The organism is Corynebacterium provencense, from assembly GCA_900049755.1.
Lineage (GTDB): Bacteria > Actinomycetota > Actinomycetes > Mycobacteriales > Mycobacteriaceae > Corynebacterium > Corynebacterium neomassiliense.
The window spans coordinates 632,355-652,523 of sequence record LT160593.1; the positions used below are offsets into that span (position 1 = coordinate 632,355).

16 protein-coding genes and 1 riboswitch are annotated in these 20,169 nt (G+C 66.8%); of the genes, 6 read left to right on the forward strand and 10 right to left on the reverse strand.

From position 1 onward, the window contains the following. Positions 1-206 precede the first annotated feature (206 nt). The 4 genes from secA2 to BN3906_RS09320 all read left to right on the forward strand — a co-directional run bounded on the left by secA2 (position 207) and on the right by BN3906_RS09320 (position 4,825). Entirely contained in the window at positions 207-2,522 is a 2,316-nt protein-coding gene (secA2, locus tag BN3906_RS09305) for an accessory Sec system translocase SecA2 (RefSeq protein WP_066587538.1), read from the forward strand. A 164-nt stretch (positions 2,523-2,686) separates the two neighbouring features. After that, on the forward strand, positions 2,687-3,121 hold the full coding sequence (gene odhI / locus BN3906_RS09310) for an oxoglutarate dehydrogenase inhibitor Odhl (RefSeq protein ID WP_066589662.1): 435 nt from the start codon (positions 2,687-2,689) through the stop codon (positions 3,119-3,121). 113 nt (positions 3,122-3,234) lie between these two features. Further along, positions 3,235-4,002 carry a transcriptional regulator FtsR gene (gene ftsR / locus BN3906_RS09315; RefSeq protein ID WP_066587543.1) on the forward strand — a complete coding sequence of 256 codons (768 nt, stop codon included), beginning with the start codon at positions 3,235-3,237 and terminating at the stop codon, positions 4,000-4,002. A gap of 262 nt (positions 4,003-4,264) precedes the next feature. Beyond that, positions 4,265-4,825, forward strand: coding sequence for a MerR family transcriptional regulator (locus BN3906_RS09320; RefSeq protein WP_066587550.1), 561 nt, complete (start codon positions 4,265-4,267; stop codon positions 4,823-4,825). Here BN3906_RS09320 and BN3906_RS09325 read toward each other — a convergent pair. From BN3906_RS09325 to gnd, 6 genes are all read right to left on the reverse strand, one after another. Further along, the gene (locus tag BN3906_RS09325) at positions 4,822-5,307 is read right to left on the reverse strand and encodes a hypothetical protein (protein ID WP_066587552.1); all 486 of its coding nucleotides are present in this window, start codon (positions 5,305-5,307) and stop codon (positions 4,822-4,824) included. The two genes, BN3906_RS09320 and BN3906_RS09325, sit on opposite strands and share 4 nt — an antisense overlap. A gap of 125 nt (positions 5,308-5,432) precedes the next feature. Next, on the reverse strand, positions 5,433-6,446 hold the full coding sequence (locus tag BN3906_RS09330; RefSeq protein WP_066587554.1) for a 3-methyladenine DNA glycosylase: 1,014 nt from the start codon (positions 6,444-6,446) through the stop codon (positions 5,433-5,435). Then, a complete protein-coding gene (locus tag BN3906_RS09335; protein WP_066587557.1) occupies positions 6,439-7,497 on the reverse strand; it encodes a hemolysin family protein in 1,059 nt (352 codons plus the stop codon). Before BN3906_RS09335 ends, BN3906_RS09330 begins: the two co-directional genes overlap by 8 nt. Then, complete coding sequence (locus BN3906_RS09340; RefSeq protein ID WP_066587565.1) at positions 7,487-8,872, reverse strand: hemolysin family protein; 1,386 nt, start codon at positions 8,870-8,872, stop codon at positions 7,487-7,489. The genes BN3906_RS09335 and BN3906_RS09340 overlap by 11 nt, the downstream gene beginning before the upstream one ends. Positions 8,873-8,878: 6 nt before the next feature. Next, positions 8,879-10,039: a DEAD/DEAH box helicase gene (locus BN3906_RS09345; RefSeq protein ID WP_078057330.1), complete on the reverse strand. Its 1,161-nt coding sequence runs from the start codon at positions 10,037-10,039 to the stop codon at positions 8,879-8,881. A gap of 461 nt (positions 10,040-10,500) precedes the next feature. Then, on the reverse strand, positions 10,501-11,949 hold the full coding sequence (gene gnd, locus BN3906_RS09350) for an NADP-dependent phosphogluconate dehydrogenase (RefSeq protein ID WP_066587571.1): 1,449 nt from the start codon (positions 11,947-11,949) through the stop codon (positions 10,501-10,503). Between the two features lie 219 nt (positions 11,950-12,168). On the opposite strand from gnd, the gene BN3906_RS09355 reads away from it, so the two are divergent. Then, positions 12,169-12,738 (forward strand): PaaI family thioesterase, encoded by a 570-nt coding sequence (locus BN3906_RS09355; RefSeq protein WP_078057332.1) that lies wholly within the window; start codon positions 12,169-12,171, stop codon positions 12,736-12,738. Positions 12,739-12,841: 103 nt separating this feature from the next. Here BN3906_RS09355 and BN3906_RS09360 read toward each other — a convergent pair whose 3' ends face one another. Together BN3906_RS09360 and BN3906_RS09365 are read right to left on the reverse strand one after the other, a co-directional pair. Further along, entirely contained in the window at positions 12,842-14,443 is a 1,602-nt protein-coding gene (locus BN3906_RS09360; protein ID WP_066587573.1) for a bifunctional hydroxymethylpyrimidine kinase/phosphomethylpyrimidine kinase, read from the reverse strand. Further along, a riboswitch (TPP riboswitch) is annotated at positions 14,433-14,529 on the reverse strand. It overlaps the preceding gene by 11 nt. A 178-nt stretch (positions 14,530-14,707) precedes the next feature. Beyond that, entirely contained in the window at positions 14,708-16,135 is a 1,428-nt protein-coding gene (locus tag BN3906_RS09365) for an NAD(P)/FAD-dependent oxidoreductase (protein ID WP_066587576.1), read from the reverse strand. Positions 16,136-16,479: 344 nt separating this feature from the next. Here BN3906_RS09365 and BN3906_RS09370 point away from each other — a divergent pair, with 344 nt between their 5' ends. Continuing rightward, on the forward strand, positions 16,480-17,751 hold the full coding sequence (locus BN3906_RS09370) for a class I SAM-dependent methyltransferase (RefSeq protein ID WP_066587578.1): 1,272 nt from the start codon (positions 16,480-16,482) through the stop codon (positions 17,749-17,751). Between the two features lie 12 nt (positions 17,752-17,763). Here the strand turns inward: BN3906_RS09370 and BN3906_RS09375 are convergent, their stop codons facing one another. Both BN3906_RS09375 and BN3906_RS09380 read right to left on the reverse strand, forming a co-directional pair. Next, positions 17,764-18,477 carry a DedA family protein gene (locus tag BN3906_RS09375; protein WP_078057333.1) on the reverse strand — a complete coding sequence of 238 codons (714 nt, stop codon included), beginning with the start codon at positions 18,475-18,477 and terminating at the stop codon, positions 17,764-17,766. Positions 18,478-18,723: 246 nt separating this feature from the next. Beyond that, entirely contained in the window at positions 18,724-20,094 is a 1,371-nt protein-coding gene (locus BN3906_RS09380; protein ID WP_066587580.1) for an MFS transporter, read from the reverse strand. Positions 20,095-20,169 lie beyond the last annotated feature (75 nt).

Genomic DNA, 20,169 nt, shown 5'->3' on the forward strand with positions numbered 1-20,169 from the left:
GGTACCGAGACTACGGTCAGCGCCGCTCCCGGCGTCCGTCCCGGCGTCCTTCGGGTGCCTTTCCGGTGCCTTTCCGGTGCCTTTCCGGTGCCGTCCGGGTGCCCGGCCGCGGGCGTCCCCCGCGCCGGGACCGTGTCCGGTGGATCGGCTACGCTGGAACACAAGACTGCAGGACAAACGGGACCTGGTCCCAGGGAAGGCGTGACATGGCCGGATTCGGCTGGTTCTGGAAGGCCATGGGGTCGTCGGCGACGGCGAACCAGAAGAAGTCGAAGACCATTGTCGGAGAGGCGGACAAGGCCGCTGAACGGCTGGCCGCCGCGACGGACGCCGACATCGTCGACATCGCCCGGTCGTGTATCGGTGACGACGAGGAACGGACCATCGAGGACGCCCCGCTGCTCCTTGCAGCGGTCCGCGAGGCGGCGTCCCGCACACTGGGGATGCGTCCGTTCGACGTGCAGCTCCAGGGCGCCCTGCGCATGCTCGTCGGCGACGTCGTGGAGATGGCCACCGGCGAAGGTAAGACCCTGGTCGGTGCGATGACGGCCGTGGGCTACGGGCTCCAGGGCCGGCGGGTGCACGTCATCACCGTCAACTCCTTCCTCGCCGGCCGTGACGAGTCATGGATGGGGCCGTTGCTGGACTTCTTCGGTCTCACCCACGGAGCGGTGGCAGAGGAGGCGGGTCCGGACGAACGCCGTGAGGTCTACCGCAGGGACGTGGTCTTCGGCGCGGTCAACGAGATCGGCTTCGACGTGCTCCGGGACCAGCTCATCACCCGTCGCCGGGATGCGGTCCGCACCCCCGCCGATGTGGCGGTCATCGACGAGGCTGACTCGGTCATGGTCGACGAGGCACTGGTCCCCCTTGTCCTGGCAGGTTCAGAGCCGGGTGCCGGCCCCTCCGGCCGGATCACCGACCTCGTCCGCAGGATGGAGGAGGACAGGGACTTCACGGTGTCCGGGGACCGTCGGAACGTCTTCCTGACCGAGGCCGGTGCGGAATTCGTCGAACGGGCCCTGGGAATCGACTCGCTCTACGCCGAGGACGCCGGAGACGTGCTCTCCCAGGTCAACGTCGCCCTGCACGCCCAGCATCTCCTGGTCAGGGACGTGCACTACCTCGTCCGTGACGGCGCGGTGGCGCTGATCGACAACTCCCGCGGCCGGGTCGCCGAACTCCAGCGTTGGCCGGACGGACTGCAGGCGGCCGTGGAGGCGAAGGAGGGGCTGACGGTGACCGACGGCGGCCGTATCCTCGACCAGATCACCATCCAGGCGCTCCTCGGCCTCTACCCGCGCAAATGCGGGATGACAGGGACGGCGGTCGCCGCATCCGACCAGCTCCGCCAGTTCTACGACCTCTCGGTGAGCGTCATCGACCCCAACGTCCCCACCCGACGTTTCGACGAGGCCGACCATGTCTACGTCACTGCGGAGGAGAGGGACGCCGCGGTCATCGACCACATCGTCGAAGTCCAGGCCACCGGTCAGCCGGTTCTGGTGGGCACCCAGGATGTCGCGGCCTCGGAGGAGCTCGCCGACGCCCTGGTGCTGCGTGGGGTCGAGTGCAATGTCCTCAACGCGAAGAACCATGAGGTCGAGGCCGCGGTCATCGCAGAGGCCGGACGCCCCGGCCGGGTGACAGTCTCGACCCAGATGGCTGGCCGCGGTACCGACATCCGCCTCGGCGGCCCGGACGGTGAACCCGGGCAGCCGGAGCACGACAAGGTCGTGGAGCTCGGAGGTCTGCATGTCGTGGGCGTCGGACGGTTCCGTTCGGCACGCCTGGACAACCAGCTGCGGGGTCGGGCGGGACGCCAGGGCGACCCGGGGTCGACAGTCTTCTTCGTGTCGCTGGAGGACGACATGGTCTCCGTCGGAGGAGTGGGTGAGGAACTCACCGCCGAACCAGAGCAGGACGGACGCCTCGGGCAGAAGAAGGTGCTCCAGTTCATCGACCACTGTCAACGGGTCACGGAGGGCCAGATGCTCGACATCCACGCCACCACATGGAAGTACAACAAGCTCATCGCCGACCAGAGGGCGATCGTCAACGCCCGGCGTGACAGGGTCCTCGACACGGAGGCGGCCTGGGAGGACCTCAGCTACCACGACGTCGAGAAAGCCGGTGCGCTCCAGGCGCAGGGCATCGACCATGCGGTACTGGTCCAGGCTGCACGGGAGATCATGCTCTACCATCTTGACCACGAGTGGAGCGACCACCTGGCCTACCTCGACGACGTCCGCGAATCGATCCACCTGAGGGCCATCGCCAGGGAAAGCCCGATCGACGAGTTCCACCGGTTGTCCATCGCCGCCTTCGGTGAGCTCGCTGAGCGTGCCGTGGCACTGGCCAGGGAGACCTTCAGCGACGCCACCATCACCGAGGAGGGTGTGGACCTTGACGGACTCGGACTGCACAAGCCCAGTGCCACCTGGACATACATGGTCAACGACAACCCTCTGAACTCGACCGGAGGGTCTGTGATGGGGTCCATCGCCTCGATATTCCGGTGAGAAACTTCACGGATGTAATCGGGTGACGCGCCGCCGACGCGGAAAAGGACGGGTAGTATGATGACATCGACTCACAGGCGGACCGCCTGATGTGCTTCGAGTCCTGTCGCACCCGCGACGGGGCGGCAACGGTCACCAGTACCAGATTCCAGGAGGAACTGAACATGAGCGACAACACCGGGATCCCGGAGGCCTCGGTCGAAACCACCTCGGTCTTCCGCGCTGACCTCCTCAAGGAGATGGAAACCGGTGTGCAGTCCGAATCCACGCCCGCTGGTGTGGAGGGACTGCCCTCCGGTTCCGCGCTCCTTGTCGTGAAGCGCGGACCGAACGCCGGCTCTCGTTTCCTGCTCGACCAGGACACGACCACTGCGGGACGTCACCCCGACAGCGACATCTTCCTCGATGACGTGACCGTTTCCCGCAGGCACGCGGAGTTCCGCCGCAGCGGTGACGACTACGAGGTCGTCGACGTCGGATCCCTCAACGGCACCTACGTCAACCGTGAACCGAAGAACTCCGCAGTGCTCAGCAACGGTGACGAGATCCAGATCGGCAAGTTCCGCCTGGTCTTCCTCAACGGGGCCAAGGAATCCTGACCCTCGTTCCGTGGCGACCCGGTGCCGCGGACATGAGTGACCCGGTCAGCAGGACCGCCCTGCGCGGTCACTGTCGCCGGGAGAAGTTCAACCGCTAGCGTGTGAGGAGAATCATGGGTTCGCAGTCCGGAACCGCCCGCCGGCCAGACGACGGCGGTTACGCGCCCAGGAATCCGTCTGTCGCCGACCGTGCACCCGGTATCCTCCCCACCGCCTCCATCGGGGACGTCATCAAGCAGCTCCAGGTCGATTTTCCCGAGGTGCGCGTCTCCAAGATCAGGTTCCTCGAGTCCGAAGGTCTGATCAGCCCCCGCCGCAGCAAGTCCGGGTACCGTCGGTTCTCCCCGGAGGACATCTCCCGGATCCGTTACATTCTCGGGCTCCAGCGCGACGAATTCCTCCCCCTCAAGGTCATCAGGGAGCGGCTTGAGGCCATGGACGCGGGGAATGTCACCGCGATCCGGATCCACAGTGACTCGGTTGCAGGTGCAGTCACCCCTGACCAGCTCCGTGCCCCGCAGATCAGCAGGCTGACGCGGGCCGACGTCTGTCTCCGCTCCGGTGCCGACGACGAGTTCCTCGGGGCCCTGGTCCGCATGGACATGGTCGTCCCCGATGCCGCGGGTTTCTTCTCCGCCGACGATGTCGACATCGTCCGTATCGCCTCCAAACTGCGTGAATTCGGAATCGACTCTCGCCACCTGCGCACACTGGTGACCATGGCACGCAGGCAGGCGGACCTGATCAACAGGGTCGCCGAGCCCGTCGCCCACAGTCGTGACGACAATGCGAAGGAACGGGCGGCTGAGATCGGTCGCGAGGTTGGAGCCCTGGTCGTCTCACTGCATGCGACCCTGGTCAAGGGAAACCTCGGCCGCTGACGGCGCAGTCGCCGACGATCGGCGTCCGACCCCCACCGGTGGTGAGTGACGTCACTCCTGTGCAGGAAGACACGCGTGTTGTTACATGCGTGTCCTTGTCCTGCTCTGCTAGCATCATCCTCAACGTCAGTTCGGTCCCGGGGCACCGGGTCAGTCCACGGCCGGAACCTCCGCCACAGTGCGGCCGGAACGCGGACCGGTCCCCGGGCGGAGATCATGTGGCGCGCCCGCGACCGGCACGTCCGACCAGGAGGAGGAACGTATGGATCAGCAGGATGCGCTGTTCGAAGTCCATCATGACGACCGTGAGGTCGGTTACCGTGTGACCACCGCCTGCCAGGTTGCAGGCATCACATACCGGCAGCTGGACTACTGGGCCAGGACAAAGCTCGTCCAGCCCTCCATCCGCACCGCGAAGGGCTCCGGCACCCAGCGCCTGTACTCCTTCCGCGACATCCTCGTTCTCAAAATCGTCAAAGGTCTCCTCGACACCGGCATTTCCCTGCAGAACATACGGCGTGCCGTGGCGAAACTCGAACACTTCGGCATCGACGACCTCGCCGGGCTCACCCTCGTCTCCGACGGCAGAACCGTGTACGCCTGCAGCTCCCCCGAGGAAGTCATCGACCTCCTCAACGGTGGGCAGGGAGTCTTCGGCATCGCCGTCCCCGGCCTGCTGAAGGAGCTGTCCGGTACCATCACCGAGTTCCCCGCCGAACCCCGCGACGCCACCTCCGACGGTGACTCCACCGGCGCCGACGGACAGGCGGCCGGTGCAGGAGTCGACGAACTCGCCGCGCGGCGACGACTCCGCAGCTCCTAGCCTGCGTCCACGGTACGCAGCAGATCGGCGCCCGCACGCGCAGAATCCTCCGCCACAGCACCGGAGGAACCGAAGACGACCAGGGACACCGGGGCTCCGTCCGCAGTCGTCGCCACAACAGGGGGATCAGGGGGCGCACCCGCGACACCGGACCACGCAGAGTCACCCACCGGGAACCACACCGCGGCTGAACCGGGAGTTCGGGCGTTGTACGCCGCCGCAGCCTCAGCCGTGGGCCTGATCTCCACGACAGGGTGCACGCAGTAGTCCCTCACCACCGGCGACGTCGCAGAGTACTTTTCCAGCAGGTCCCGTGCGGCCACCTCCGCCGCCGGATCGACCCACGCCGTCAGCGACAGATCCCCGTTGATGCACTGTGGAGTCTCATCCTCCGGGTCATCCCGGATCAGGGTGAACCACCCTGCCACCAGAGCGGCGAGCAGGACAACAACCACAGGCACCACCCAGACCCATCCCGCCACACCGCGTCCACGACGCCCGCTGCGGTGACGGGCCCGGGAAACATCCCGGCTGTCGCCCGACGAACCCCCGGAAGAGTTCCCGGAAGAATTCCCGGGAGAGTTCCCGGAAGACGTCACAGGACCGCTCACCGGGACCGACCTCCTTCACCGGGACCGCCCGCAGTCGCGGGGTTCTCCACCGTCGCGTCGGACAACCTGCGCGACTCCGGTACCGGTGTATCGCACAACTGCGGGTACGTGGTCTCGAGGAGTTCGGTCAACCTCCTGCGCAGTCGCTGACCGCGGTCCGCGAAACTTCTCTGCCTCCTGGCGAACTCTGCGCGTCCTCCGGCCGTTTCGACCGGTACCGGGTCATGGCCCCAGGCGCTGAGATCATAGGGCCCCGCCTCCATGTCGGTGGCGCGGATCTCGCAGGCCAGCCTGAACGTGTCGAGCCAGAGATCACCGGGAACAAGAGGACCCAGTTTCGTCGCCCACTTGTACAGGTCCATGGTCGCGTGGAGACAACCGGGCTGTTCGGAGTCGACCTGGGACTCCCGCGTCAGAATGCAGGAGTTCATCGGCACAGCGTCCGGGGTGAAGAAACGGAAGGCATCGAAGTGGGTGCAGTTGACCGGTCTTTCCTCGACCAGCCGGTCGGTAGCCTCCCTGCCGAGCCGCAACGGTTCCGGATGCCGTGGAGATCCGTGGTACACCATCGCCCACTCGTGCATGCCGAAGCAGCTGAACCTGGGGGAGCGGCCGGCTGTCGCCCGCAGGAGACGGTGGATGAACGTCACGCTGTCCGCCCGGGCGGTGAAGAAAGCGTCGGTGTCCACGGTCCACACCTCACCGGCACCGGTCATGACACGGTGGTGGAATTTCGACGGTCCCGGAAGCGCGGTGTCCCGGGCCGCGGCCTCCGGCATGCCGTTGAGCAGGAGGCCCGCCCCGGCACCCGGATTCCACCGCCGCAGCTGTGAGGGCTTCACCGGGTAGTAGTGGAACATGAAGTCCCACACCGGATGCCTCTCACCGCGTGAACGGCGTTCCCGGTGCGCTGCCGTGAGCCTGTCGGCGTCCGCGGCGTGCCTGTCCCTCAGCCTCGTCCAGTCCGCGGGGGTCAGGACACGCAGTTCCCGGGTCAGCGTGTCAGTCATCGTGGGTCCAGTCCCTGACGGTACCGACAAGCTCCTCGATGACGTCCTCGAGAGTGACGATGCCGACGATGACGCCGTTCTCCGACACCTGTGCCATGTGGGAACTGGTCTGACGCAGTTCCTTCATCGCCACGTCGAAGTTGGCCCCGCCCTCGACGGTGATCAGAGGACGGAGGTCCTTCACATCCAGCAGCTGGTCCGGGCCGGTGGCAGGGTCGAGAACATTGTCCAGCACATCTTTGACGTGGACATACCCCATGTAACTGCCGGCGGGGTCCGTCACCGGGAAGCGGGAGAACCCCGTCTCGGAGACGGCCTCCTCGATCTGCCCCACCGTCAGCCCACGGGGGCCGTAGCTCAGTGCACGGACCCGGTCGCGGGGGATCAGGACCTCGTGGAGGGTACGTTTCGAGGAGTTCAGGGCATTGGACAGCCGTCTGGCCTCCGCAGGGGCGATCAGGCCCTCTGACCTGGACTCCGAGATCATCTCCGCCAACTCTGACGGGGACACCGTGGAGTCCAGTTCGTCGCGCTGCTCGACCCCCACCAGGTGCAGGGTCACCCTGGCGATCCAGTTCAGCATCACCATGATCGGGTGGGCGATCCTGCAGAACAGCATGTGGGGACCGACCAGCACCGTCGCGACCGACTCCGGGCCGGCCAGGGCGATGTTCTTCGGCACCATTTCGCCGAGGATGATGTGCAGCACCGTGACCAGCAGCAGGGAGATGGCGAAGCCGACCGGATGGAGCAGGTCGTCGGGCAGCCCGAGAGCATGGAACGGTTCCTCGATGAGGTGCGCGATGGCCGGCTCGCCGACCTTGCCGAGCAGCAGGGAGGCGATGGTGATGCCGAACTGGGCCCCCGCGAGCATGATCGTGAGATCCTCGGTGGCCTTGATCACCTGCCCGGCACGCCTGTTGCCGGCGGCCGCCATATTCTCGAGCCGGTCCCGCCGGGACGAGATCAGCGCGAACTCGACACCGACGAAGTAGGCGTTCACGCCCAGCAGAACGACGGTGAAGACAACCGCCCAGATGTCACCGCTCACTGTCGTCCTCCTTCTTCGTGGCGGCCACGGGACGCAGCATCACCTTGTCCACCCGACGGATGTCCATGGACTCGACCTGGGCCTCCCAACGGACCTCGGGTCCCTCGGCGAAAGAGTCGAGGGCACCCCTGTCGTCGACGGGAAGCAGCACCCTGTCTCCGACTGCCGGGATACGTCCCAGGGTCGCCATGATCAGTCCGCCGAGAGTCTCGTAGGGACCGTCGGGGGCGATGTACCCGCAGATGTCACCCAGCTCGTCGCACCGCAGCAGTCCGGACAGTTCCCAGCTCCTGCCGACCTGCCGGACCTCACGCTCCTCCTCGCGGTTGTCGTGCTCGTCCCAGACCTCGCCGAGGATCTCCTCGACGACATCCTCGATGGTCACGATCCCGGCCGTTCCGCCGTACTCGTCGGCGACGAGGATGAGCTGGGAACCGGCCAGTCTGACCTGACGGAGTACGGCGTCCCCGCCGAGGCTCTCCGGCACCGTGGGGACCGGACGGGCGAGCGAGCCGACCGTGGTGGTCGAGCGCTGCCCGGCGGGAATGGTCAGGGCGTCCTTGACATGCACCACCCCGACAGTTTCGTCGAGGTCACCGCGGACCACCGGGAACCTGGAATGACCCGAGTCGTGGGCCACCCGGATCAGCTGCATGGCGGTGTCGTCGGTGTCCAGGGTGTCGACCTTGGCGCGGGGGGTCATGATGTCCTCGGCCGTGGCGTCCCCGAACCGCAGGGAACGGTCCAGGATCCGTACCTTGGACTGGTCGAAACCCTCGGACCCGGAGGAGTGGCGCACCAGCGCACTGAGCTCCTGCGGGGACCGGGCGGACGCCAGCTCGTCGGCCGGTTCGATACCGAACCGGCGGACGATGTGGTTGGCCACCCAGTTCAGCGCCCGGATGAACCCGCGGAAGATCCGGTTGAAGTGCCAGACCGGTGCGGTGAGCACCCGTGCGGTGCCCAGCGGATTGGCTATCGCCAGGTTCTTCGGCACCAGTTCACCGAAGACCATCGACAGCACGGTGGCGATGACAAGACTGAGGACCAGGGCGAGCGGTTGCGAGGCGGACTCGCTGAGCCCGACGAGTTCGAGGGCGGGCGTGAAGAATTTCGCGAGAATCGGTTCGGCAAGGTAACCGGTCGCCAGTGTGGTCAGGGTGATGCCGAGCTGCATGCCCGAGAGCATGAAGCTCAGGTTCGAGTGGGCCTTCTGCACCATCCGCGACGCCGCGTCACCACGGGTCGCGACATCGTTGTCGATGGTGGAGCGCTCCAGACTCGTGGTCGAGAACTCCACTGCCACGAAAACCCCTGTTCCCGCGGTGAGCAGGATGAAGCCCAGGAGCCCGAGGATGCTGAGCAGGATGTCCATGGCGGGCTACCGACCCTCCACGAGCCCCAGCTCGCCGAGATGGGACGTGATCCCGGGTGCCTTCCCGGGGCCGTCGAGCGCCCACTCGGTCGGACTGACCCCGGCCTTGCGCATCATCGAGAGAGTGTCCTTCTCCTGGTCGGCCAGCGTCAGTGTGAGGACGACACCCTTCTCGCCGGCGCGGGCCGTCCTGCCTGCCCTGTGGACGTAAGCCTTGTGCTCGGCCGGAGGATCGATGTGGACGACCAGGTCCACTCCCTTGATGTCGATGCCCCGGGCGGCGATGTCGGTGGCGACCAGGACGGTGGCCGTGCCGTCGGTGAACTCACGGACGGCGCGGGTGCGCGCGCCCTGGCTCTTGTCACCGTGGAGTCCCACTGCCGGCGTCCCGTCCCGGACAAGCTTCTTGACCTGACGGTCGACGGTGTGTTTGGTCCGCATGAACATGATCGTCTTCGTGGACGCCCGTCCGAGCTCCAGGACCACTTCGTTGCGCGCGGGCTTGTCCCGCACCACGCCGAGGTAGTGCTCCATGGAGTCGACCTTCGCGGCGACCTCTCCTGTGGAGTGGGTGACGGGATCGTTCATGTACCGCTCGATGAGCACCTTGATGTCACCGTCGAGGGTGGCTGAGAAGAACAGGTGCTGGGCGTCCTGCGGCATACGGTCGATCAGTCTCCTGACCTGGGGGAGGAACCCCATGTCGGCCATCTGGTCGGCCTCATCCAGGGCGACGATCCGGACGTCACCGAAGTCGAGGGCCTTCTGGCCGATGAGATCCTCGGCCCGGCCGGGGGTCGCCACGAGAATATCGACGGGGCGGGCCAGGGCCGTGAAGTTGCGTTTGATGTTCACCCCTCCGACGACCTCGATCACCCTCTGGCCCACGGACTCTGCCAGGGGACGCAGACGCTCTGCGACCTGCTGGGCGAGCTCACGGGTCGGGACCAGTACCACGGCACGCGGGTGTCCGGGCCGGGAGGACCCCCCGACGAGACGCGTGACCACAGGCAGACCGAAAGTGAAGGTCTTGCCGGAACCGGTGGGCCCACGGCCCAGGACGTCCCGTCCCGCCAGTCCGTCGGGGATTGCCGCAGCCTGGATCGGGAAAGGATGGACGAGCCCCTGTGCCCCCAGTTCCCTGACGACGGGTTCGGGGAGAGCCATGTCAGCGAAACGGACCGAGGTGTCCACCCCGGAGGCGGGGGAGGAAGGCAGGTTGAGGGGGGAGGACGCCGTGGTCCGGGCGCTGGCGCGGGGAGTCGTGGCCCGGGGGGTTGCCCGGGGCGTCTCGCGTGCCGTCTCCTATACAACTCTAGGCCGCCTGAGCTTCGGGACCTGCGTCCTGCGCCGTCGCGTACCGGCCTGCCCTGAAGGTCGACCTTGTCCGGGCGCCTGTCACGCCCGGGGCGTCGCCCGGCGTGACCGCCCTGACCTGTGGTGCCGGACTGTCCGGTCGGGGAGTCCTGTCGGGAACCCTGACCTGCCCGGGATGAGTTGCCGCCCTGGCTACGGGTACGTCTGTCACCGGAGTCGGAACCGGCACCGCTGCCGGTGGCGCGGCTTCCCCTGACCACTCGGCGACGCCGGTGGCTGGAGGAGGAACGTCTGTCGGAGGAGGATTCCACTTACGCTTCAACCTCGCTACGGTCGCCGGACCACAGGGTGTGGAACTGCCCGGCGCGGTCGGTGCGGCGGTAGGTGTGGGCTCCGAAGAAGTCCCGCTGGCCCTGGATCAGTGCGGCGGGCAGACGCTCGGCACGCAGCGAATCATAGTAGGACAGGGACGAGGCGAACACGGGCACCGGAAGTCCGAGCCGGGTGGCCACGACAATGACGCGTCGCCACGAGTCCACGAGCCCCGAGACCTCGCCCTTGAAGTAGGGGTCGAGGAGCAGGGAACGGACATCGGGATCGGCGTTGTATGCGTCGACGATCCTGTTGAGGAACTTGGCCCGGATGATGCATCCACCGCGCCAGATGGTGGCGAGATCGCGGGGATCGACGTTCCAGTTGTGTTCGTCGGATCCGGCACGGATCTCGTCGAACCCCTGGGCGTAGGCCACCAGTTTCGAGGCGTAGAGGGCCCGGCGGACATCTTCGACGAAATCGTCCCTGGACACGCCGAGCTCGGCGAGGGTGCTCAACTGACCCGACGGCAGGTTGCCGGTCGTGGCCTCACGCTGGTCACGGGCACCGGAGAGGGCACGTGCGAAGACCGCCTCACCGATTCCGGTGGTGGGGATGCCGAGATCGAGGGCGGCCTTGACCGTCCACCGTCCGGTACCCTTCTGGCCGGCGGAGTCGACGATGACGTCGATGAGCGGCTTCCCGGTCACGGCGTCCACCTGGGAGAGGACCTCCGCGGTGATCTCGATGAGGTAGGAGTCGAGGTCACCGGCGTTCCAGGTGCGGAAGATCGCTGCAATCTCGGCGGGTTCGATACCTGCGGCGTAGCGGAGCAGGTGGTAGGCCTCACCGATGACCTGCATGTCGGCGTACTCGATACCGTTGTGGACCATCTTCACGAAATGGCCCGCACCGTCCGGACCGATGTGGGTGCAGCAGGGGGTCCCGTCGACCTTGGCGGAGATGTCCTCCAGCAGCGGGCCGAGGGAACGGTAGGATTCCTCGGGGCCACCGGGCATGATGGCGGGTCCGTTGAGAGCACCCTCCTCCCCGCCGGAGATACCTGCGCCGACGAAGTGGAGGTTGCGTGCGGCCATCTCCGCCTCGCGCCGGATGGTGTCCGTGTACAGGGCGTTACCGCCGTCGATGATGATGTCGCCGGGCTCCATGGCGTCGGCGAACTGGTTGATCACAGCGTCCGTGGCGGCACCCGCCTGCACCATGATCAGGGCGCGGCGGGGACGCTCCAGGGAGGCGACGAACTCCTCGACCGTCGCCGCGGGAAGGAAGGAACCGGTGGACCCGAACTCGGCCATGAAGGCGTCCGTCTTTGCGGTGGTGCGGTTGTAGACGGCGACGGTGTACCCGTGGTTGGCGAAGTTCCGGGCGATGTTCGAGCCCATCACTGCCAGGCCCACGACACCGATCTGTGCGGAGGAAACTGTCATGGTGACCCATAGTAGCGCCCGCACCCGCGAACCCGCCCGCCACGGCGCCGGGGTGTCTAGACTCACCAGGGACTGCACCGTCGACCATCCGCAGTCACCGGCAGTCACCGGCGCTGCACGGTGCATGAAGGACGGTGCACAGGTCAGCCGGCGAGGTTTCCGGCGGCGACAGGCAGACCGCGACAGACAGATGGCCAGAGGAGCAGGGAGTAGTCGACCATGACAGGATTCAACGGGGACGCCGCACAGCCGGGACAGACCGGGCAGGCACAGGGCGCCACAGTGCAGGACGCCGCAGTGCAGGACGGTACGAAGGACGCCCTGACCAGAATGACCGGACTGCTGGCGAAGGTGAAGTCCGGTGGGCTCACGGAGGCGGAGACCGCCGAGCTGGCCGTGATTCTCGGTGGCAGGGTCGGGGGACTGGACTCCACCCTCGGCGTCCGCTACATCTCCTTCCTGCCGGAGATGGTGCTCGAGCTCACGGTCACCCGGGACCACGTCCAGCCCTGGGGGATCACCAACGGAGGGGTCTACGCCAGTCTCGGGGAATCAGCGGGGTCTTTCGCCGGATTCATCGCTGCGGGGGGACACTCCTCCGTCATGGGTGTGACCAACTCCACGAATTTCCTGCGGCCCTCTGTCCCCGGAGACGTCATCCGTTCGACCGCGCACGCGGTGCACACCGGCCGGACGAGCCAGTTGTGGAGGATCGACCATGTCAACGCCACGAGCGGGAAACTGCTGGCGACCACGGAGCTGCGGACTGTCGTCGCACCGCGCAGGTGAGACCGGGTGGTGGGAGAACACCGAGCCCGGGTGAGTCAGATGCGGGGGTGAACCGTGTCCGGGGGTGGCTGACAGCCCCCCGGGGGGGGGACTGCTGCGACGTTCAGTGTCGGCGGGAAGCCTGGTCGAAGAACTCCAGTTCCCACCTGGAGGCGTCGAGGTAGGCGACGGCAGCCTCGGCCCGCGCTGCGGGACCGGCGTCCTCGAACGCCTTCTCCACCAGTGCCACAGCCTGTCGGACGCTGTCGGTGAAGTCGCTGCCGGAGTAGGTCTCCAGCCATGCCGAATAAGGGTTGTCCGCAGGTGAGTTGGCCGCGAGTTCCAGCCCGACCTCGGCGTACAACCAGTAGCAGGGCAGCACTGCGGCGGCGCCGACGACATGGTCACGGGTCCTGACACACCGCATGAGATGCGAGGTGTACGCCCCGGTCACGGGAGAGGGCAGGGCGGGGGCGCTGTCCCCGTTCCAGTTGCGGTGCAGTTCGGCCTCTTCCTCGAGACACTCCGCCGCGCCCTTCACCCAGAACAGTGCGGACTCCTGGTCCGGGGCGGACGCCGCCAATGAAGCCAGGGCGGGGGAGTACAGGGACAGGTAGACGGCGTCCTGCGCCAGGTAGAAGGAGAAGTCGTCCCGGTCCAGCGTCCCGCTGCCGAGATCGGTGATGAAGGGAAGGTCCGTGACGGACCTGTGGATGTGCGCCGACGCGTCCCACAGGGCCGCCGTCCACGGACCTGCAGCCGGAATACGCGGGGGTTTCCGGGTGGTGCCTGCACCGTCGAACTGGCCGGACAACAGATCCCCGGGCTTTTCCAGGGCTGCCGGCATATCCGGGACATGGTGCCAGGGGGTGGTGTCTGCGGCGGCGGCGAGCCGGCGCGACCGGTGGGTGTGGTCGACAGGGCCGTTTCCGGTGCCGACATGCAGGTCGTCGGCGTAGCGGATCGCCTCGGTCAGCCACCGGGTCGCCCAGGACAGTGCGGCTGCCACGGACTCTCCGGCGGCGAGGCGGGTGGTCAGGGCGGAGGACAGGGAACATCCGGTGCCGTGGGTGTTGTGGGTGGCGATGCGTGCCACCGGGACAGTGTGGACTTCACCGTCAGGGAAGACGACGGCGTTGTCCGCTCCACCGCCTGTCAGATGTCCGCCCTTGACTATCACGGTGGTACCGAGTTCAGCGGCGAGGTGGCGTCCCTGGTCCACGGCCTCCGGAAGCGTCGTGGCCTGCCCGGTCCCTGACAGCACCGCGAGCTCGGCGAGATTCGGTGTGATCACGTCCGCGAGGCGGCACAGTCCGACAAGAGCCTTCTCCCCGTCCGGGGTGAGCAGACGGTCACCACTGGTGGCCACCATCACAGGATCGACGACGAGCACCGGGACGGGGTGGGCACGCAGGTAGTCGGTGACCGTACGGGTGATCTCCGCGGTGCCGAGCATCCCCACCTTCACCGCGTCCACACGGACGTCGTCGAAGACGGCGTCCAGCTGGTCGGTGAGGAAGCCGGTGTCGGGGGTGTGGATGCTGCGTACCCCGTGGGTGTTCTGCGCCACCAGGGCGGTGACCACCGTCATCGCGAAGCCACCCGCTTCGCAGATGGCCTTGATGTCCGCCTGTACACCCGCACCGCCGGTGGGGTCGGTGCCTGCGACAGACAGGACCCTGGGGACGGAACCCTGCAGGGGGAGGACCGGGCGTGAAGATGTCATCTGACATTCCCTTCGCTAGTACGAACTAGAGCAGGTTCGACGGGTGTGATCTCAGCGTCATGGGCGACGCACCCCGTGTCACGGTGGACCATCCTACCCTGCAGGGCCTCCACCGGCGGCGGACACTCACGCCGTCCGGACCGGCTCCCCCCACCGGACGGTCGCGTTCCCGGCACGGCAGAAAAACCGGTGCCGTGGTCGTCGGGGGACGACCACGGCACCGGGGCAGCTCAGACGGTCACGGGCACCGCCGGGCAGGGAATGTCAGTCGGTGGTGGGCCGGATGTCGCGGCCCTCCCCGACCTTGAGGTTGTCGCGGACCATGACGGAACGGATACCCTGCTCGTCCTCGAGTTCGCGCAGCCGACGCAGGATGTTGCGGCCGTGAAGCTGCTGGCGGGTCGCCACCAGGTTCCACCGGTTGGGCGACAGCGAGTTCAGCCCCCAGCTGTAGGCGGCGACGAAACGGTTACGGAAACCGACCAGGAACATCATGTGGACGGCGAGCCACATGAGCCAGCCCGGGAAGCCGGTGATCTCCCGGTCACCGATCTTCACCACGGCGTAGAACCGCGAGACGATGGCCATGGTGCCCTTGTCGTGGTAGCTGAACGCGGGACGGGAGGTGCGGCCTTCCTCGACCTCACCGCGGATGACGTCAGCGACGAACTGGCCACCCTGGATGGCGACCTGGGCCAGACCGGGCAGACGGTCGTGGCTCATCATGTCACCGACGACGAAGATCTCCTTGTGACCTTCGATGGAGAGGTCGTCACCGACGGGGACGCGGCCTGCACGGTCGGCGTCCACCCCGTCGATCTGCTCGGTGACCATCCTGCCCAGCGGGCTGGCGGCGACACCTGCGGACCAGATCTTGCAGTAGGAGCCGACAGTGGTCTCCTTCTCGGTCTTCATGCTCTTCCACGTCACGCCCTCGGCGTCGACGTTGGTGACCAGGGAGTCGGTGACGACCTCGACACCGAGCTTCTCCAGCTTCTTCTGGGCCTTCTTGCCGAGATTCTTGCCGAAGGGGGGCAGAACCTGGGGCGAACCGTCGACGAGGAGGATACGTGCAGAGTCGGTGTCGATGTCCCGGAACTCGTTGCGGAGGGTCCGGTGGGCCATTTCCGCGACCTGGCCGGCGAGCTCCACGCCGGTCGGACCGGCGCCGACGATGACGAAGGTCAGCAGGCGACGCTTCTCCTCGGGATCGGTGGTGATCTCCGCGCGCTCGAAGGCGCCGGTGATCCGCGCCCGGATCTCGAGTGCGTCGTCGATGCTCTTCATGCCCGGGGCGAACTCCGCGAAGTGGTCGTTGCCGAAGTAGGACTGTCCGGCACCGGCGGCGAGGATGAGCGAATCGTACTGGAGGACGACCTCACGGCCGCCCAGGTCACCGGTGACGGTCCGTGCGTCGACGTCGATCTCACGGACCTCGGCCTTGACGACCCGGGTGTTCTTCTGCTTCCGCAGGATCTGGCGGATGGTCGGGGCGATCTCACCCGAGGACAGCACGCCGGTGGCCACCTGGTAGAGCAGCGGCTGGAAAAGGTGGTGGTTGGTGCGGTCGATGATGGTCACGTCGACATCGGCGTCCGCGAGCCTCTTGGCGGCGAACAGTCCGCCGAAACCGGCTCCGACGATGACGACGTGGTGGCGACCGCCGGCGGGGCGGGTCGGGGTGGATGCCATGGAATCAGTCTCCTCGCTTTTCGGGGACGGTGACCGCGCCGGTGTGGGGTGCGGCCGGACGTCCCCGGAATTCTTGGTCGGTTGCACACCTTGTCCGGGCGGTCCGATGACGCGGTACACGTCCCCTGCCGGCCGGTCTGACGGCAACCTCGGTTGTTATGCGACTAGTGTAGTGGTTTGTTCTGAGGTGTTCAGGGCGTGGGTACGTCTCCGGAGCCGGCCACGTCCGCTGATGTCCGTTTGGTGCCTCCCGCCCTGTCAAGGGGTGGGGGAAACCACCCCTGTTGTGCGAGAGATCACCCCGTCAGTGCCCCCGGTGGTGCCGACACTGAAAGGAGTTGCCGGTGTCCGAGGGTTTCATCGACCCCGAGCGGTGGCCGGATCTCGTGCGCCGGCCGGAGGCACCGTTGCTCGGCTCACGGGCCGCCCGTATCAGGGAACATCTCGAAGAGCTCACCCGTGAACACGGTGTGTCCCTGGCCGGCGACGGGCACCCCAGGTTCCTCGTACATGACGGGCTCGTGCTCGACCGGATGGTCGCCGACGGGTGGCTCGGACTGGCTGAGGGGTACATGGCGGAGGAATGGGACGCCGAACCACTCCCCGAGGTACTGCAGGTACTGATGTCACGCCCTCTCGAAACCGGTCTGGGGGGTTTCCTGTCACGCAGGAGCAGACGTGACTTCGGGCACGTCGTCAACGGTGAGATCCCGGACGCCCTCGTCGAGCTCTACGCGGGCGGCACCCGGGCGACGGGGTCGGCGCTGTTCGCCTCCGGCACCAGGACCTCCGCGACACGGCTGGTCTCCCAGCACGGCAGGCAGACCCCGGTGGTGGTGACCTGGATGGACGCCCCCGAGGAGGTGGACCGCGCAGACCTCGATCCGGCCCAGGTCAACCGGATCAACCTGATGCTGGACATCGCCCGGGTAGGGGCCGGGGACCGGGTTCTCGAGCTCCCCGGCAGCGGGGGCGCCCTGCCGGTGCTGGCAGCCCGGCGCGGAGCCAGTGCCGACGTGCTGACCTCGGACGCCGACCATGCCGAAGTCGTCAGGTCACGTGCCCACGCCGCGGGAGTCGGCGGTGCCGTGCGTGTGGAGACGGTGAGGGGGACGGTGCCGTCTCCGCGGCAGTGGTCGGGCAGCTATGACGCCGTGTTCAGCGTGGAACGGATGGAGACCCTGGGGGACAGGGGGTCAGAGGCTTTCCTCGCCGCCGTGCACCGGATGCTCACGCCGCAGGGCACGGCGGTGGTCCAGTCGTTGACGACCGCGGCGGACCAGGTGATTCCCGGAGACGTCGTGGACAGGAGCCTCGACGTGATGAGGGCCTACGTGTGGCCGGCGCTGCAGTATCCCCGGGTGGAGCGGGTCATTGAGCAGGCCAACCGTGTCGGCCTGGAGCTGGTGCGGGAGATCCATCTCGGCTCCCATGCGGCGCTGACCCTGGGACTGTGGCGGGAGGCTTTCGCTTCGCGGGAGCGTCAGGCTGCCGCGGCCGGGTTCGATCCGGTCTACCGGCGGCTGTGGAACTACCAGCTGGCCCTTCACGAGGCTCTGATCGGTTCCGGTGCCCTGGACTGTGTCCAGTACGTTCTGCGCCGCGCCGGGGCGTGACATGACAGAGGGTCAGACCGCGTTTCTGCCGGTGATGTCGTCTGTGGAGTCCCCGGCGTCCGTGCCGGTCGCCGTGTCGGTTTCTGTACCGTCCTGCGCTGCGAGGGTCTCCCGTATCCGGTCCTGCTCCCGGCGGGAGTGTGTCCGGAGCCGGACAACTTTGACGACCACCGGGACGAGCACCACACACACTCCCGCGATGATGATGAGGTCGAGGTAGTCCCGGATGAACGGGACGCCGCCGAGCAGGTAGCCGAGACAGGTGATACCCGCTCCCCAGATCACACAGCCGAGGACGGACCAGAAGGTGAAGGCCAGGCGGGGCATCCCAGCGATTCCCGCGACCAGGGGGTTGAGGGTCCGGACAACGGCGATGAACCTGGCGAACAGGACGGTCACCGCCCCGTACCTGTCGAAGAACCCCTCAGTCCTGGCGACGGCCTCCGGGCCTATCCAGTTGAGCACCCGGGACTGCAGTGCCGCTGGCCCGTAGCGGCGTCCCAGGGAGTACCCGAGCTGGTCGCCGAGTGCCGCGGCCAGCGGAATTCCGGTGCACAGGGCCCACAGCGGGGCGAAGGCGTTGTCGGAGGCGGCCATGATCCCGGCGGTGAACAGGAGGGTGTCGCCGGGGAAGATGAAACCGATGAGGACGCCGGTCTCCATGAAGATCACGAGCAGGACCCCTGCGAGTCCGAACGTGGTCAACAGGCTGTCGACATCGAACATGCGGCGGTGACCTCACTCGGTAGGCGGGTTCGGGAGGGTGACGGACGCCGTGGGCGGCAGCGTGATCCGGGACCTGTTGTCCGGCACCTTCCGTCAGCTAAACGTGACCCAGAATAGGCCAACGGCCCCGGGGCTGCTGCCCCGGGGCCGTTGAGTCTGCCTCTGGAGTCTGCCGGGGGAGTTGAGGACCGCCGATGTGTTATAGCGGTCAGTAGGCCCGGACGGTGAGAGACCGGACGGTGAGGGTCAGATGCTGTAGAGGTCGATGTCGCGTGTCTCCCGCATGATTCGGATCGCCACCAGCGAGATGAGGGTAACGATCGCCAGGTACATGCCGACGGCCCAGGGACCGTAGTTGGTGGCCAGTGCCACGGCGATGAACGGTGCGACTGCGGCGCCGAGGATGGAGGAGAGGTTGTAGGCGATGCCCGAGCCCGTGTAGCGGACATTGGTGGGGAACATTTCCGGCAGGACCGCTGACATGGGACCGAAGATCAGTCCCATGAGGAACATGCCGATGGACAGGAAGACGCCCGCGGTGAGCTCGGTGGCGGTGTCCGGGTCGAGGAAGAGCTGGAAGGCGCAGCTGTAGACCAGGATGATGACGGAAGCCACAGTGAGGAACTTACGACGACCGACGGTATCGGCCAGGTGCCCGGCGATCGGGATCCCGACGACGAAGAAGCAGGCGGAGATCAGCTGGATGACGAGGAAGTGCTCGTACTCGATGCCCAGTCCGGCGCCCTTGTCACGGTCACCGATGCCGAAGGAGAGGAACCACGTCGTCACGATGTAGAACAGCGTGTAGGTGGAGACCATCACGAAGGTGCCGAGGATGACCTCTTTCCAGGCGACCCGGAAGACCTCTGCGGTGGGGACCTTGACGTCCTCGCCCTTGTCGAGGGTCTCCTGGAAGACCGGGGTCTCGTCGAGCTTGAAACGGACCCACAGGCCGATGGCGACCATGACAGCGGAGCAGAGGAAGGGCACGCGCCATCCCCATGCCAGGAAGTCACCTTCGACGTCACCGTCGGTGTGGTTCATGATGGTCACCAGCAGCAGGAAGAGACCGTTGGCGAGCAGGAAGCCGAACGGGGCGCCGAGCTGGGGCCACATGGCGGCCCGGGCACGCTTACCTTCCTCGGCGTTCTCGGTGGCCAGCAGGGCGGCCCCCGACCACTCTCCTCCGAGGCCGATGCCCTGACAGAAACGCAGGAGCGCCAGCATGGCGGGTGCCCACAGGCCGACCTGGTCGTAGGTGGGCAGGCATCCGATGATGAACGTGGCTATGCCCATGGTCAGCAGGGCACCGATGAGGGTGGCCTTGCGGCCGATCCGGTCGCCGAAGTGTCCGAAGAGTATGGATCCGAGGGGACGGGCGACGAAGGCGAGTCCGAAGGTCGCCAGTGACGCTAGGAGGCCCACGGTGGCGTTGTCGGTCTTGGGGAAGAACAGGTGCGGGAAAACCACGACGGCCGCGGTGGCGTAGGCGTAGAAGTCGTAGAACTCGATGGTGGTGCCGATGGTGGACGCGATGATCACGCGGCCGCGGCTGTTGCCGTTGACCCGGGGAGGGGTCTGTGGAGACGGCGGTTTCTGCTGGAGGGTGTCGGTCATTGTCTGCTCGGGCAATTCTGTCGGTTGTCAGGTGTCTCTCCGTCGGATTCCCACATCATGGAACGACAGAGTCAA